10 protein-coding genes are annotated in these 15,848 nt (G+C 65.0%); 1 reads left to right on the top strand and 9 read right to left on the bottom strand.

The window, feature by feature from the left end:
• Positions 1 to 29 precede the first annotated feature (29 nt).
• On the top strand, positions 30 to 431 hold the full coding sequence (locus tag M2432_RS12250) for a DUF3060 domain-containing protein (RefSeq protein WP_280827074.1): 402 nt from the start codon (positions 30 to 32) through the stop codon (positions 429 to 431).
• Between the two features lie 15 nt (positions 432 to 446).
• Here the strand turns inward: M2432_RS12250 and M2432_RS12255 are convergent, their stop codons facing one another.
• The 9 genes from M2432_RS12255 to M2432_RS12295 form a co-directional block, all read right to left on the bottom strand.
• Positions 447 to 1,211, bottom strand: coding sequence for a crotonase/enoyl-CoA hydratase family protein (locus M2432_RS12255; RefSeq protein WP_280827075.1), 765 nt, complete (start codon positions 1,209 to 1,211; stop codon positions 447 to 449).
• Positions 1,208 to 1,954, bottom strand: a complete 747-nt coding sequence (locus tag M2432_RS12260; protein ID WP_280827076.1) for a PaaX family transcriptional regulator C-terminal domain-containing protein — start codon at positions 1,952 to 1,954, stop codon at positions 1,208 to 1,210. Before M2432_RS12260 ends, M2432_RS12255 begins: the two co-directional genes overlap by 4 nt.
• Positions 1,926 to 2,834: a crotonase/enoyl-CoA hydratase family protein gene (locus M2432_RS12265; RefSeq protein ID WP_280827077.1), complete on the bottom strand. Its 909-nt coding sequence runs from the start codon at positions 2,832 to 2,834 to the stop codon at positions 1,926 to 1,928. The genes M2432_RS12260 and M2432_RS12265 overlap by 29 nt, the downstream gene beginning before the upstream one ends.
• Positions 2,831 to 4,477, bottom strand: a complete 1,647-nt coding sequence (locus M2432_RS12270; protein WP_280827078.1) for an acyl-CoA dehydrogenase family protein — start codon at positions 4,475 to 4,477, stop codon at positions 2,831 to 2,833. The genes M2432_RS12265 and M2432_RS12270 overlap by 4 nt, the downstream gene beginning before the upstream one ends.
• A gap of 53 nt (positions 4,478 to 4,530) precedes the next feature.
• Complete coding sequence (locus M2432_RS12275) at positions 4,531 to 5,946, bottom strand: amino acid permease (protein ID WP_280827079.1); 1,416 nt, start codon at positions 5,944 to 5,946, stop codon at positions 4,531 to 4,533.
• A 79-nt stretch (positions 5,947 to 6,025) separates the two neighbouring features.
• Entirely contained in the window at positions 6,026 to 6,775 is a 750-nt protein-coding gene (locus tag M2432_RS12280) for a deoxyribonuclease IV (RefSeq protein ID WP_280827080.1), read from the bottom strand.
• Positions 6,776 to 6,823: 48 nt separating this feature from the next.
• Positions 6,824 to 7,909, bottom strand: a complete 1,086-nt coding sequence (locus M2432_RS12285) for a hypothetical protein (RefSeq protein ID WP_280827081.1) — start codon at positions 7,907 to 7,909, stop codon at positions 6,824 to 6,826.
• Positions 7,910 to 8,013: 104 nt separating this feature from the next.
• A complete protein-coding gene (locus tag M2432_RS12290) occupies positions 8,014 to 11,970 on the bottom strand; it encodes a DNA-directed RNA polymerase subunit beta' (RefSeq protein WP_280827082.1) in 3,957 nt (1,318 codons plus the stop codon).
• A gap of 58 nt (positions 11,971 to 12,028) precedes the next feature.
• Positions 12,029 to 15,541, bottom strand: coding sequence for a DNA-directed RNA polymerase subunit beta (locus M2432_RS12295; RefSeq protein WP_280827083.1), 3,513 nt, complete (start codon positions 15,539 to 15,541; stop codon positions 12,029 to 12,031).
• Positions 15,542 to 15,848: the final 307 nt, after the last annotated feature.

A 15,848-nucleotide genomic window follows, 5' to 3' on the forward strand; every position in this document is an offset into this window, starting at 1 on the left:
CGCTGTTCGCCGACAGGGAGGGACCACAAATGAACTCCACCAAGATCACGGCAACGATCGGCGCCTTCGCCGCCGCAGCCATGGTGCTGGCGGGCTGCGGAACCTCGAACGACGGCGGTTCTGGCGCTGGAGCATCGTCGGTCAGCCCGCCGATCGAAGTCGGTAACACCATCAACTACAGCTCGGTGGGCACGACGGCGGAAGTCGATTGCGCCAACGGAAAATCGCTGACCGTTGGCGGCGCCAACAACACCCTGACGGTCAAAGGCACCTGCGCCAAGGCCAACATCGGAGGCACTGACAACAAGGTGACCTTCGACAAGATCGACCAGCAACTCGACGTCGTCGGCATGCACGCCACCGTCACCTACAAAGATGGCTCGCCCAAGGTCAACGACACCGGCAGCGGGAACACCATCCGCAAGGGCTGAGCCCGTACCACCGGATCAGGCCTTGGCCCCATGCCGTCCGGCGCCGTCGGCGAACCGCCTGGCGCCTGCGACCGATTCCGCGGCCACCTGCTCAAGGCTCCGGAACTCGAAATCCATTGCAGATGCCTCTGATTCGCCCCACTGCCGCAGCGCGGACATCCGGTCTGCGCGCAGACACAGCTGCGGCAGCGCAGCCAGCTCAAGAGCCAGTTCCTCGGCCTTCTGGCGGGACTGTCCAGTGGGTACCACCCGATTGGCCAGCCCGATCGCCAGGGCCTCCGCGGCGTCGACCTGACGACCGGTGAGAATCAGGTCCATCGCTCGACTCTGCCCGATCAGCCGGGGCAGTCGCACGGTTCCGCCATCGATCAACGGGACACCCCAACGTCTGCAGAACACACCGAAGGTGGCGTTTTCCTCGGCGACCCGCAAGTCGCACCACAGCGCCAATTCCAAACCGCCGGCGACGGCATAACCACTGACCGCGGCGATCACCGGCTTGGACAGCATCATCCGGCTCGGTCCCATGGGCCCGGGCCCCGTGGCCTCGGTTCGGTTCATCTGCGGGGTACCGAACGCCTTGAGATCGGCTCCGGCGCAAAACGTTCCGTTGTCACCCCACAGCACCGCAACCGACGCAGACTCGTCGCGGTCGAATTCGTCGAATGCCGCATAGAGAGCCTCGGCCGTCGGCCGGTCGACCGCATTGCGGGCCCCGGGGCGGTCGATGACGACCGTCGTCACGGGCCCGTTCTTCTCCACCCGCACCGGATCGTTCACATCGCCTCCATCGATTGGTCACGCCGCGCGGTCAATTCGGCGGCGAAATCAGCGTAGGCCTGGCGCAGCTGGTTGCCGGGCCAATCTCCGGGGAGCAGTTCGGCCGGCAGCACCGGGTCCGTCAGCAGCTGCCGAACAATGGCCGCGGCAGCAACAAACCGGCCGGGAACGTCGGTGGCCGCGGCAATCTCGTCGAGCAGTCGGCGCGCCGTCGCGGCCCACTCGGGCAGGTCCCACAGCGTCACGGCCAGCCCCACCGGATCGCCATCACGGCTGCTCAAGACCCGCGCATTGGTCGCTATCTCCGCCGGTAGCTCAGCGGTCAAGTTGTCCGGACGTAACCACAGGCCTTCGCGAAGTTCTCCGAACCGGTTCTGTATCAGGTCATTTCGCAGATCAGCCCGAGTCCGCGCATCAGCGCCGACGGTAGTGATGACGACGGTGGTCCAGGTGCCGTCCCATGGCTTGAGCTGCGGGTCGATGGCGGCGTCCTGACGCCGTTGCCGGGTAAGCAACCGATCGGCCAACCGATACCCGTCGGCCGACCGCACCAGATCTCCGGCGCTGACCATGCGGGTCAGCGCCACCCGCAGCGTTTGTTCCTTGATGTCGAAATCAGCAGTGAGCCTGACCAATTCAGCGGCCGATGCCCAAGCAGGGTGCGCGCCCAGCAGGACGCTGAGCACCACCGATCGTGCGGTGAGTCGCTTGACCTCAGACCCCGGAGGCAACGCGGCCCGCATCCCCGAACGGATCGTCCCGGTGCCGCACCGCGTCCCGGAAGCCGTGCTGCACCGCGTCGGCGACGAACGCGTGCCCTTCCGGGGTGTGCCGGGCGATGCCGTCGAACACCGTGCTGACCATCCGACTGGTCGCCACACCCTGCTGCAGCAGCGAGGTATTGCAGGCCAGCTTGGCCATGATCAGCTGATTGACCGGCATGGCCGCGATACGCGCGACGAGCCGTTCGGTGCGTTCGTCAAGGTCTTGCGGTTCGGGTGCTTCGACGGCCAGACCCCATTCGGCGGCTTGCGCGCCGGTGATGCAATCGCCGGTGAAGAGCAGACGTTTCGCGCGCTGGTCCCCCAGCCGGTGTGCCCAGAGCCCGGCCGCCGGCACACCCCACACCCGCATGGGCGGGTAGCCGATCTTGGCATCGGAGGCGGCGATCACCTGATCGGCGTGCAGCGCGATATCGGTGCCGCCCGCAACGCAGTAGCCGTGGATCTTGACCACTGTCGGCTTGTCGCAGTGCATCAAGGACGAGAAGCCTCGTACGAAGCGGCTCATCATCTGGTAGTCGATCATCGGATCCCATGGCCGGTCCGGAAGATGATTGACCGCTTGGGTTTTCCCGTCCAGTACGGTGCCGCGGTGCGCTGATCCGCCGGCCGACCCGGTGCCGTCGGCGTAGGCGCTCAGATCGAAACCGGCGCAGAACCCCTCACCCCGACCCGACACCAGGATCACGTGCACGTTCGGATCGAGGTCCGCGCGTTCGACACACGCCGCCAACTCCACTGGCGTGTCCGCGACTATGGAGTTGCCCTTTTCCGGGCGGTTGAACGTGATTCGCGCGACGCGATCGGTGACCTCGTAGGTCATCGTGTTGAGCGTGTTCATCCTTTGACGAGCGCGCGCTCGATGATCGGAGCGAGGTCCAGCCCCGTGGGCAGGGTGCCGAACGCGCCGCCCCACTGGCCGCCGAGGCGGCTGGCCAGAAACGCCTCGGCCACCGCGGGATGTCCGTGCCGCACCAGCAGCGCGCCCTGCATGGCCAGCGAAATGTCTTCGGCCACTTTGCGTCCGCGGTATTCGAGGGTCTGTGCGTCAGCGAGTTGCGCCTTCAGCGAATTGACGTGCGCGTCCAACCGTGGCTCCTGCGCCAGCGCCAGCTCGTCGAACAGCACGTCGATGCATTCCGGCTTGGTTGCCATGGCGCGCAGGGTATCCAGCGCGCTGACGTTGCCGGAACCTTCCCAGATGCCCATCAACGGGGCCTCCCGGTACAACCGCGGCATGCCGGATTCCTCGGCATAACCGTTGCCGCCCAAGCATTCCATCGCCTCCGCGGCATGCGGCGTGGCGCGCTTGCACACCCAGTACTTGCCGGCCGCCAAACCGATTCGTCGCAAGAGGGATTCGCGCTCATCGCCGCGGACGGCCTTGTCGGCCGCACCGGCCATCCGCATGGCCAGCATGGTCGCCGCCTCGGCCTCGACGGCCATATCGGCGAGCACGTTGCGCATCAGCGGCTGGTCGATCAGGTAGGCGCCGAATGCCTTCCGATGCTGGGCGTGGTGCACGGCCTGGGTCAGACCGCTGCGCATGCTGGTTGCGCTACCGAGCGTGCAGTCCAGTCGGGTCATGTTGACCATCTCGATAATGGTCGGCACGCCGCGGCCTTCCTCTCCGACCAGCCAGGCGACCGCTCCGTCGTACTCGATCTCACTGGAGGCGTTGGCGTGGTTGCCCAGCTTGTCCTTTAGCCGCTGAATGTGCATGCGGTTCCGGGTGCCGTCGGGCAGCACCCGGGGCAGGAAGAAGCACGACAGCCCGTCGGGCGCCTGGGCCAGGACCAGGAAGATGTCGCCCATAGGGGCCGAGGTGAACCACTTGTGGCCCCGCAGCAAGTAACTGCCGTCACCGTTGGGGGTCGCCTGGGTGGAGCCGGCGCGCACATCAGAGCCGCCCTGCTTCTCGGTCATCGACATACCGGCCGTGATACCGGCTTTGGTGGCAGGAACTTTCAGCTCCGGGTCATAGACCCGGCTGGTCAGCAGCGGCTCGTAGATCTTGGACAGCTCAGGGTTGAAGCGCAGCGCGGGAACCACGGCGTAGGTCATCGAGATCGGGCAGACGTGCCCGGGCTCTGGCGTCCATACCGACATCTTCGCGGCGCGCACCACGTGCGCGCCCGGACGATCGTCGGCCCACGGGGCACCGTGCAGGCCGTGGGTGACGGCCACATTCATCAGCTCGTGGTAGGCCGGATCGTATTCGACCTCGTCGACGCGGTAACCGTACCGGTCGTGGGTGTGCAGGATGGGAACGTTGCGGTCGGCGAGCTCACCCCAGCGCTGCGCCTTCGCACTGCCACCGATGGCGCCGACCTCGTGCACCTCGTCGACGCCCCATTCGCCGCCCTCGCGGATCAGCGCCTCGGCCAGCACCGGCGAGGTGGCCGGGTTGTAGTCCTCCAGCAGTGGAACCTGATTGGTTACGTCATGGGTGCGCGGGGTTGCGAAGTGCGAGCGATCGGCCATAAACTGAGTATTACAGTTCTCCGACGGTTGCACAAGGATTGTAATATCAGTCGCTAGTTGCGTTCGACTGCCCCAACCTTCGCGGCCCGATCGGCCCGGTGAATGAAGTATCCGAGCACCACCAGCACAAACCAGACGGCGCCCACCATGATCGCGGTGCGTCCGTCATCGCTGAAGAACAGCAACACCACGACCAGGGCCAGGAAGGCCAGGGCCAATACCGACGTGTAGGGCGCACCGGGCAGCCGGTAGTCCGAGGCGGGCAGCAGGCCCGCGGCCACCCGCTTGCGATAGACCATGTGCGACACCAGGATCGAACCCCACACGAAAATGATGCCGATGGTCGACACCGAGGTGATGTAGGCAAACGCCTTGTCCGGCGACAGGTAGTTCACCAGCACACCCAACCCCATGCCCATTGCCGAGAAACAGATGGCCAGCATCGGCACGTGTCGGTTACTGAGTTGCTGCAGGCCGGTCGGCGCATCGCCGCGCTGCGACAAGCTGCGCACCATGCGGCCGGTGGAGTAGATGCCCGAGTTGCACGACGACAGCGCCGCCGTCAGCAGAATGAAGTTCACGATGCCCGCGGCCGCCGGGATGTTGAGGTACTGGAATACCGCAACGAAAGGGCTCTGGCCGGCGTGGTAGTGCCGCCAACCCTGGATGGACAGGATCATGACCAGCGCGCCGACGTAGAACAGCCCGATGCGGAACGGCAAGGTGTTGATCGCCTTGCGCAGCGTGACTTTCGGGTTCTCCGCCTCTCCCGCAGTCACGCCCACCAGCTCGACACCGACGTATGCGAACACCACGATCTGCAGGCTCAGCAACGCCGAGGCGAACCCGGTCGAGAAGAAGCCGCCGTCATTCCACAGATTGGCCAGCGACGACCCCGGGCCGGGAGCCATGCCGGTGAACGGCAGCAGCACACCGATGCCGATGAGAATCATGCCGATGATGGCAGTCACCTTGATCATCGAGAACCAGAACTCGGCCTCACCGAAGATCTTCACCGAGATCAGATTGGCCACGAACAACACCACCAGCACCACCAGCGCGGTGACCCACTGCGGGATGGCATGGCCCCAGCCCCAGTTCTGCACATACTTGCCGGCCACCGTGATCTCGGCCATGCAGGTGGTAACCCACACCGCCCAGTACGTCCAGCCGTTGGCGAAACCGGCGAAGCGGCCCAGAAACTCCTCGGCGTACTCGGAGATACTGCCGGACACCGGGCGGTACACCAGCAACTCACCGAGTGCTCGCATGATGACGAAAACCGCAAGGCCTGCAACGAGGTAGGCCAGGATCAGCGCCGGGCCGGCTTTCTCGATGGCGCCGCCGGCACCCCAGAACAACCCGGTACCGATGGCCCCGCCGATCGCGATCATCTGCACGGTCCGCGCGGACAAGCCCCGCTGATACCCGGCGTCGACGGCTTCTACTTCAGTGTTGACGTCTCCCACCGGAAACGTCTACCACATATCCAGACGGGAAAACGGGCGAAGCTGTGGGTTGGCTCGGAGTTGATTGCGCTGTAACGAATCAGATGTTCTCGCGCAAGAACGCGATGTCGTCCTTGCGCCCCTCTTCAGAGGTCTCGCAGATGACCGGCGCGTCAGCTGCCCGCACCACGGCCGCCAGCAGCTGCGGATCGATCTGGCCCGCACCGAAGTTGGCGTGGCGGTCGGCGCCGGAGCCGGCGGCGTCACGGGAGTCGTTGCAGTGCACCAGGTCGATGCGCCCGGTGATGGACTTGATTCGCTCCACCGCGTCGATCAGCACCTCACCCGCAGCCCAGGCGTGGCAGGTGTCCAGGCAGAAGCCGATTCCCTTGTCCCCGATGTGATCCCACAACCGGGCGATGGTGTCGAAGTGCCGGGCCATGGCGTGGTCGCCACCGGCGGTGTTCTCCAAATACACCGGAACCTCGGTCGTGAGGGCGGCCAGCGCTTTCACCCAACGCTCGAAGCCGGCCTCGATGTCGTTGTCATCGGCGTGACCACCGTGCACGATGACTGCCGTCGCACCGATCTCGGCAGCGGCGTCGCAGGTGTCCTGCAAAATTTTGCGGGACGGGATGCGCACCTTGTTGTTGGCCGACGCGAGATTGATCAGGTACGGCGCGTGCACGTACAGCGGAACGCCCGACGCCTTGAGAACCTCGGCATCTTCACGTGGTTTGGGCTTCTTCCAGCTCTGCGGGTTGCCGAGGAAGAACTGCACCACATCGGCACCGTCCGCCGCGGCCTCGGCCAGTGGGTCCATACCGTTGACATGCGATCCGATCAGCACGTCGGCCAGTCTAATGACAGCGGCCGGGACGCCGGCCCGCCCGACAGCTCAACCCCACGTCTGTCTGACGACGTGGCGCTCCACCGCTCCGGTCAACATCGCAAGGCGCTCACGCATCACCCACCAGTTGATGAGGAGCCATATCGCCACCAGCTCGTACAGCGATGCGATCACCCAGTGATACGGCGACTGCCGAGCGATGAGTGCAGCCGCGCCCACCGCCACCAGATAGCCCGCCCATACCAACCGGAACAGGTTTTCTCGTCGACTCGTGTGCAGCCGGGCCTTCCAGGTATCGGGTACGACGGCTGCCGGCAACGATCCGGTACGCAGCGTGCTGTTGTATTCGGCGTACTGGTCATAGGAGTCGAAGTTCCGGCGCAAGTCGCGTTCGTCGCTCAGGATCATCCATGCCATTCCCAGCAGAGCCGCACAACCCACCGCCCACCTCAGCCCGATGATTGAGGGGCCGCCGTAGAACAGCGAGTCGAGGTCGGCGACCAACAACATCAACGAGGCGATGATGATCCACGTCAGCGCGCCGACGCCCAATCGCTGCGCCAGAGATTGGGCGAACATTTCCTCCCGCCGGGCCGATTGCCTGTCGGGCGCAGTGCCGTCAACCGCGCGGAGCGCGCTGCGACGGTTCCGGATGGCGGCTGTCAATCGCTTGACGCGCGAGCCTCGTAGGGCAACGAAGCCAAACCCCCACACCGCGAAGATCCCGAAGGCTGCAGTCGGAGCCCATCGGTATTCCGATTGCCAGTACATGCCGGCCATCAGGCCGAACAGCACATACGGGCCGACGAGGAGCCAGGCAAACGCGCACCAAGCCTGACTGCCGGCCAGCCGGCGCAACCACACGCCAGGGTCGGCGCCTTCTGGAAAATCACCGGTGCGCAACGCGCGCCGATAGGCCCGCAGTTGCTCAACCGAGCCGAACTTGCGGTGCAACCGGTGGTCCAGGCCGACCGTGACACCGGCACCCACCACGCATGCAGCACCGACCCACAACCCGATCCGGTCGGCGCTCTGGGGCCCGAGCATTCTGAGTACCAGAAACCCGTAGCCGAACCAGGCCATGATGATGACCGCGACGCGCGCCAATGGCGGCGAACGGAACCAGCCCTCCATAGCAAAGAGTGTGAAGGCACGTAGCGGCGTTCGCGCGTTTTTGCTCACAGATACGAAAAAGCCCCGGCCTCCCAAAACAGGGGGCGGGGGCTTCCTCGCTTCGACTACCTGTAGTCGCTGTAACCGTAATCGTCCAGCGGCACCGCAGCACCGGTGGCCTGGCCGAAGTCCGGGCTGTAGTACTGATCCTCGTACGACGGGATCGTGTACGCCGCAGCGCGGGCTTCCTCGGTCGGCTGCACCTGGATGTTGCGGTAACGGTTGATACCGGTACCGGCCGGGATCAACTTACCGATGATCACGTTCTCCTTCAGACCCTGCAGCTTGTCGCTACGGCAGTTGATCGCCGCATCGGTCAGCACGCGAGTGGTCTCCTGGAACGACGCCGCCGACAGCCACGAATCGGTGGCCAGCGACGCCTTCGTGATACCCATGAGCACCGGCCGGCCGGCCGCGGGCTCGCCGCCCTCGGCAACCACCCGACGGTTCTCGGTCTCGAACTCGCCACGCTCGGTCAGCGAGCCGGGCAGGAACTCCGTCGAGCCCGAGTCGATGATGGTGACGCGACGCAGCATCTGCCGAACGATGACCTCGATGTGCTTGTCGTGGATCGACACACCCTGGGCGCGGTAGACCTCCTGGACCTCCTTGACGAGGTGAATCTGCACCTCGCGCGGGCCCTGGACCCGGAGCACCTCATGCGGGTTCGCCGAACCCTCCATGAGCTGCTGACCGACCTCGACGTGGTCACCATCGGCGAGCAGGCGCTCGCTGCCGTCGTCGTGCTTGAACACGCGCAGGCGGCGGTTACGGCGGGGCAGCTTGTCGTAGACGACTTCCTCGCCACCATCGTCGGGAACGATGGTGATCTTGTAGAACTTGTCGTCCTCTTCCAGCCGAACCCGGCCGGCCACGTCGGCGATCGGAGCGACGTTGCGGGGCACGCGGGCCTCGAACAGCTCCTGCACGCGGGGCAGACCACCGACGATGTCGGCGCCACCGGTAACACCACCCTGGTGGAAGGTACGCATGGTCAGCTGGGTACCGGGCTCACCGATGGACTGGGCGGCGACGATACCAACGGCCTCGCCGATGTCGACCAGCTTGCCGGTGGCCATGCTGCGGCCATAGCACTTGGCGCACACGCCAGTACCGGTCGCACAGGTCAGCACCGAACGCACCTTGACCTGCGGGATGCCCGCGGCCAGCAGCGCCTCGATCGCCGGATCGCCCAGATCGTGACCACGCTCGACGACGACGTTGCCGTTGGCATCGACGGCATCAGTGGCCAGGGTCCGCGCGTACGCCGAGGTCTCGACGTGGGCGTCGCGAACCAGCGAGCCATCGGCCTGCACCTCGGCCAAGGTGACGGTGACGCCACGCTCGGTCTGGCAGTCTTCTTCGCGCACGATGACGTCCTGCGACACGTCCACCAGACGACGGGTCAGGTAACCCGAGTCGGCGGTACGCAACGCGGTGTCGGCCAGACCCTTACGGGCACCGTGGGTGTTGATGAAGTACTCCAACACCGTCAGGCCCTCGCGGAACGACGACTTGATGGGCCGCGGGATGAACTCACCCTTCGGGTTGGTCACCAGACCCTTCATGCCGGCCAGGGTGCGGGTCTGGGTGAGGTTACCCGTGGCGCCCGACTTCACGATGGTGATGATCGGGTTATCCGCCGGGTAGTAGTCCTCCAGAGCTTTACCCACCTCTTCGGTGGCCTGCTGCCAGATCTTGACCAGCGATTCGTTGCGCTCGTCGTGGTTCAGACCACCGCGCTGGTACTTCTTCTCGATGGCGTCGGCCTGGCCCTCGTAGCGCTCCAGGATTTCCTGCTTCTGCGGCGGAACCAGAACGTCGGCCATCGACACGGTGACGCCCGAACGTGTGGCCCAGTAGAAGCCGGCGTCCTTGAGCTTGTCCACGGTCTGAGCGACCACGATCATCGGGTAGCGCTCGGCCAGATCGTTGATGATCGCGGCCTGCACCTTCTTGTGCATCTGCTTGTCGATGAACGGGTAGCCCTTGGGCAGCAGCTCGTTGAACAGCACGCGGCCCAGGGTGGTCTCGGCGGTCCAGGCGTCGCCCGGCTTCCAGCCATCCTCGAACAGCTCGGCCTCGATGTCGGCCGGCGGACGCAGCTGCGTCAGCCGAACCTTGATCTTGGCGCGCACCGACAGCGCACCGCGGTCCATGGCCATGATGGCCTCGGCCGGGCTGCTGTACACACCGGTTTCCGCCTGATCCTTGCCTGCCGGCTTGAATTCGCCGGTGTCACCCTCGATGTGGGTGGTCAGGAAGAACAGGCCGGTCACCATGTCCAGACGCGGCATGGCCAGCGGGCGACCCGACGCGGGCGACAGGATGTTGTTCGAGGACAGCATCAGGATGCGGGCCTCGGCCTGCGCCTCTGCCGACAGCGGCAGGTGCACAGCCATCTGGTCACCGTCGAAGTCGGCGTTGAACGCCTCACACACCAGCGGATGCAGCTGGATGGCCTTGCCTTCCACCAGCTGCGGCTCGAAGGCCTGGATACCCAGGCGGTGCAGCGTCGGTGCACGGTTCAGCAGCACCGGGTGCTCGGCGATGACCTCTTCGAGGACATCCCACACCTGCGCGCGCTGACGCTCGACCATGCGCTTGGCGCTCTTGATGTTCTGCGCGTGGTTCAGGTCGACCAGGCGCTTCATCACGAACGGCTTGAACAGCTCGAGGGCCATCAGCTTCGGCAGACCACACTGGTGCAGCTTGAGCTGCGGACCGACCACGATGACCGAACGGCCCGAGTAGTCGACGCGCTTACCCAGCAGGTTCTGACGGAAGCGGCCCTGCTTGCCCTTGAGCAGATCGGACAGCGACTTCAGCGGACGGTTGCCCGGACCGGTGACCGGCCGGCCACGACGGCCGTTGTCGAACAGCGCGTCCACCGACTCCTGAAGCATGCGCTTCTCGTTGTTGACGATGATCTCGGGCGCGCCGAGGTCGATCAGTCGCTTCAACCGGTTGTTGCGGTTGATGACGCGGCGGTACAGGTCGTTCAGGTCGGAGGTGGCGAAGCGGCCACCATCGAGCTGAACCATCGGGCGCAGCTCCGGCGGGATCACCGGAACGGCGTCGAGCACCATGCCCATGGGCGAGTTGCCCGATTGCTGGAATGCCGCAACGACTTTCAGACGCTTCAGCGCGCGAAGCTTCTTCTGGCCCTTGCCGTTCTTGATGGTGTCGCGCAGCGACTCTGCCTCGGCGTCGATGTCGAAGGTCTCGATGAGCTTCTTGATCGACTCCGCGCCCATGGCGCCCTGGAAGTACTCGCCGTAGCGATCCTGCAGCTCGCGGTAGAGCACCTCGTCGACGATGAGCTGCTTGGGAGCCAGCTTGGTGAAGGTGGTCCAGATCTCGTCGAGACGGTCCAGCTCGCGCTGGGCCCGGTCGCGGAGCTGACGCATCTCGCGCTCGCCGCCGTCGCGCACCTTGCGGCGGACGTCGGACTTGGCGCCTTCCTTCTCCAGCTCGGCCATGTCGTTCTCGAGCTTCTGGGCGCGCTCGGCCAAGTCGAGATCTCGCTGATCCTCGACGGCCTTCTTCTCGACGACCATCTCGGCCTCGAGCGTGGACAGCTCGTTGTGCCGCATCTCGGTGTCGACGGCGGTGATGACGTAGGCAGCGAAGTAGATGATCTTCTCGAGATCCTTCGGCGCCAGGTCGAGCAGGTAGCCCAACCGCGACGGCACACCCTTGAAGTACCAGATGTGCGTGACCGGAGCGGCCAGCTCGATGTGACCCATCCGCTCACGACGCACCTTGGCGCGAGTCACCTCGACGCCGCAGCGCTCACAGATGATGCCCTTGAAGCGGACGCGCTTGTACTTACCGCAGTAGCACTCCCAGTCGCGAGTCGGTCCGAAGATCTTCTCGCAGAACAGGCCGTCCTTCTCGGGCTTGAGCGTGCGGTAGTTGATGGTCTCCGGCTTCTTGACCTCACCGAAGGACCAATTGCGGATGTCCTCGGCAGTGGCCAGGCCGATGCGGAGTTCATCGAAGAAGTTGACGTCTAGCACGTAACTCCCTTTCCCCTTGCGGGTGTTGAAACTTTATGGCGGATGGCTTGAGCGAGAACTACGCCAGGTCTTCGACGGACGCGGACTCGTTGCGCGACAGGTTGATACCCAGGTTCGCGGCGGTGCGCTCCAAGTCCTCGTCGTCACTGTCGCGCATCTCGATCGCAGCGCCGTCCGAAGACAGCACCTCGACGTTGAGGCACAGCGACTGGAGTTCCTTGAGCAGAACCTTGAACGACTCCGGGATACCCGGCTCAGGAATGTTCTCGCCCTTGACGATCGCCTCGTAGACCTTCACACGACCGACGGTGTCGTCGGACTTGATGGTCAACAGCTCCTGCAGCGTGTACGCCGCACCGTAGGCCTGCATGGCCCAGCACTCCATCTCACCGAACCGCTGGCCACCGAACTGCGCCTTACCACCGAGCGGCTGCTGGGTGATCATCGAGTACGGGCCGGTCGAACGCGCGTGGATCTTGTCGTCGACCAAGTGGTGCAGCTTCAGGATGTACATGTAGCCGACCGTCACCGGGTACGGGAACGGCTCACCGCTACGGCCGTCGAACAGCTGCGACTTGCCGTCTGCGTCGACCATGACGTCGCCGTCACGGTTGGGCAGCGTCGAGCCGAGCAGACCCTGCAGCTCGTTCTCGCGAGCACCGTCGAACACCGGGGTGGCCACAATGCTGTCGCGCGGAGCGCTCTGCATCCCCTCGGGCAGGTTGGCCGCCCACGCTGGATAGTTCCCGGTTGCGTCCTTCTCAATTTCCCAGCCGGCCTTGGCCACCCACCCGAGGTGGGTTTCCAGGATCTGGCCGATGTTCATACGACGCGGCACACCGTGGGTGTTCAGGATGATGTCGACCGGGGTGCCGTCCGGCATGAACGGCATGTCCTCGATCGGCAGGATCTTGCCGATGACGCCCTTGTTGCCGTGGCGGCCGGCGAGCTTGTCACCGTCGGAGATCTTGCGCTTCTGGGCCACGTAGACGCGGACCAGCTCGTTGACGCCGGCGGGCAGATCGTCGTCGTCCTCGCGCGAGAACACCCGGACGCCGATGACCTTGCCGGACTCACCGTGCGGCACCTTCAGCGAGGTGTCGCGGACCTCACGGGCCTTCTCACCGAAGATGGCACGCAGCAGGCGCTCTTCCGGAGTCAGCTCGGTCTCACCCTTCGGGGTGACCTTGCCGACCAGGATGTCGCCGTCGCGGACCTCGGCGCCGATGCGGACGATGCCGCGCTCGTCGAGGTCAGCCAACACCTCATCGGAGACGTTCGGGATGTCCCGGGTGATCTCCTCGGCGCCCAGCTTGGTGTCGCGAGCATCGATCTCGTGCTCCTCGATGTGAATCGAGGTGAGCACGTCCTGCTCCACCAGACGCTGGCTCAGGATGATCGCGTCCTCGTAGTTGTGGCCTTCCCACGGCATGACCGCGACCAACAGGTTCTTGCCCAGGGCCATCTCACCGTTCTCGGTGCAGGGGCCGTCGGCGATGACCTGGCCGGCCTCGACACGCTGACCGGAGTCCACGATCGGGCGCTGGTTCGCGCAGGTGCCGTGGTTGGAGCGGTTGAACTTACGCATCCGGTAGGTGTGCCGGGTGCCCTCGTCGGCCATCACGGTGACGTAGTCGGCGGAGACCTCTTCGACCACACCGGCCTTGTCGGCCACCACGACATCACCGGCGTCGATCGCGGCACGGAGTTCCATGCCGGTACCGACCAGCGGGGCCTCGCTGCGCACCAGCGGAACCGCCTGGCGCTGCATGTTGGCACCCATCAGGGCGCGGTTGGCGTCGTCGTGCTCGAGGAACGGGATCATGGCCGTGGCGACCGACACCATCTGGCGCGGCGAGACGTCCATGTAGTCCACGTCGGTGGAGGCGACGTACTCGACCTCGCCACCCTTACGACGAACCAGGATGCGCTCTTCGGTGAAGTGACCCTTCTCGTCCAGCGGCGAGTTGGCCTGCGCCACGACGTGGCGGTCCTCCTCGTCGGCGGTCAGGTAGTCGATCTGGTCGGTGACCACACCGTCGGTGACCTTGCGGTACGGGGTCTCGATGAAGCCGAACGGGTTGACCCGGGCGTACACCGACAGCGAACCGATCAGACCGATGTTCGGACCTTCGGGGGTCTCGATCGGGCACATACGGCCGTAGTGCGACGAGTGGACGTCGCGGACCTCGAGGCCGGCGCGCTCACGGGACAGACCGCCGGGGCCCAGCGCCGACAGACGACGCTTGTGGGTCAGACCCGACAGCGGGTTGTTCTGGTCCATGAACTGCGACAGCTGGCTGGTACCGAAGAACTCCTTGATCGCCGCCACGACGGGGCGGATGTTGATCAGGGTCTGCGGGGTGATCGCCTCGACATCCTGGGTGGTCATGCGCTCACGCACGACACGCTCCATGCGCGACAGGCCGACCCGGATCTGGTTCTGGATCAGCTCGCCGACGGTACGTAGACGACGGTTACCGAAGTGGTCGATGTCGTCGACGTCAACCGGGACCTCCACGCCGCCCGGAGCGGTCATGGTCTTGTCGCCGTCGTGCAGACGCACCAGGTACTCGATGGTGGCGACGATGTCCTCTTCGGTCAGCGTCGAGCTGGTGATCGGCTGGCCGGCGTTCAGGCCCAGCTTCTTGTTGACCTTGTAGCGGCCCACGCGGGCCAGGTCGTAGCGCTTCTCCTTGAAGAACAGGTTCTCCAGCAGAGCCTGCGCGGACTCCTTGGTCGGCGGCTCGCCCGGACGCAGCTTGCGGTAGATGTCCAGCAGCGCCTCGTCGGGACCGGCGGTCGGGTCCTTCTCGAGGGTGCCCATCATGATCTCGGAGAAGCCGAAACGCTCCCGGATCTGCTCGTTGGTCCAACCCAGCGCCTTGAGCAGCACGGTGACCGGCTGACGGCGCTTGCGGTCGATGCGCACGCCGACGGTGTCGCGCTTGTCGACGTCGAACTCGAGCCAGGCGCCACGACCGGGGATGACCTTGACGCTGTGCAGGGTCTTCTCGGTGGCCTTGTCGATGGCCTCGTCGAAGTACACACCCGGCGAACGGACGAGCTGCGACACGACGACGCGCTCGGTGCCGTTGATGATGAAGGTGCCCTTTTCGGTCATCATCGGGAAGTCACCCATGAAGACCGTCTGGCTCTTGATCTCGCCGGTGGTGTTGTTGATGAACTCCGCGGTGACGAACAGCGGGGCCGCGTACGTCTGGTCCTTTTCCTTGCACTCATCGACCGGAGCTTTGACCTCGTCGAAACGCGGGTCGGAGAAGCTCAGCGACAGGGTGCCGGCGAAGTCCTCGATCGGGGACAATTCGTCGAGCACCTCTTCGAGGCCGCCCTTGGGATCGATATCGCCACGCTCGACGGCCTTCGCGCGCCATTCGGGCGAACCGACCAGCCAATCGAAGGAATCCGTCTGCACATCGAGCAGCCCAGGAACCTCCAGCGGCTCGCGCAGCTTGGCGAAGGAAACTCGGTTGGGTGCTCCCGGAACGGAGTTGTGGGTATCTACTGACTTGCTCTGGCGAGAGACTGCCAAGATGCGTCCTTCCAGCACCTCACGCGACCCTATCGGTGCCGGTTGAACCGGTTCCCGAAAAGCCGCTCTATCTGCGTCGGTCCGGCTGACTGGATCATGCCCGGTCCAAGACCAGACTCTCCGAATACACGGCACGCAACTTAGAGTGCTGAGCAGAACTCAGACTAGGTCCACGGTGTCAGGTACAGGTGAGATGGGCAGGATGCAGCCAGCGCAAAGTCCAACACTACCGTAGGACGGCGCATTCCTCAACCACGGCACGCTGCAAAGAGGGTCGCACCGGCTGACGCTGGCTGGCGCCTGTACCCACGAACAAGACCCTCGA

Source organism: Mycobacterium sp. OTB74 (genome assembly GCF_029892685.1).
Lineage (GTDB): Bacteria > Actinomycetota > Actinomycetes > Mycobacteriales > Mycobacteriaceae > Mycobacterium.

Coding starts and splice junctions, on each gene's coding strand:
- M2432_RS12270 (WP_280827078.1), bottom strand. CDS start 4,477: ATGGCCGATCGCTCGCACTTCGCAACCCCGCGCACCCATGACGTAACC.
- M2432_RS12265 (WP_280827077.1), bottom strand. CDS start 2,834: ATGAACACGCTCAACACGATGACCTACGAGGTCACCGATCGCGTCGCG.
- M2432_RS12260 (WP_280827076.1), bottom strand. CDS start 1,954: ATGCGGGCCGCGTTGCCTCCGGGGTCTGAGGTCAAGCGACTCACCGCA.
- M2432_RS12285 (WP_280827081.1), bottom strand. CDS start 7,909: ATGGAGGGCTGGTTCCGTTCGCCGCCATTGGCGCGCGTCGCGGTCATC.
- M2432_RS12250 (WP_280827074.1), top strand. CDS start 30: ATGAACTCCACCAAGATCACGGCAACGATCGGCGCCTTCGCCGCCGCA.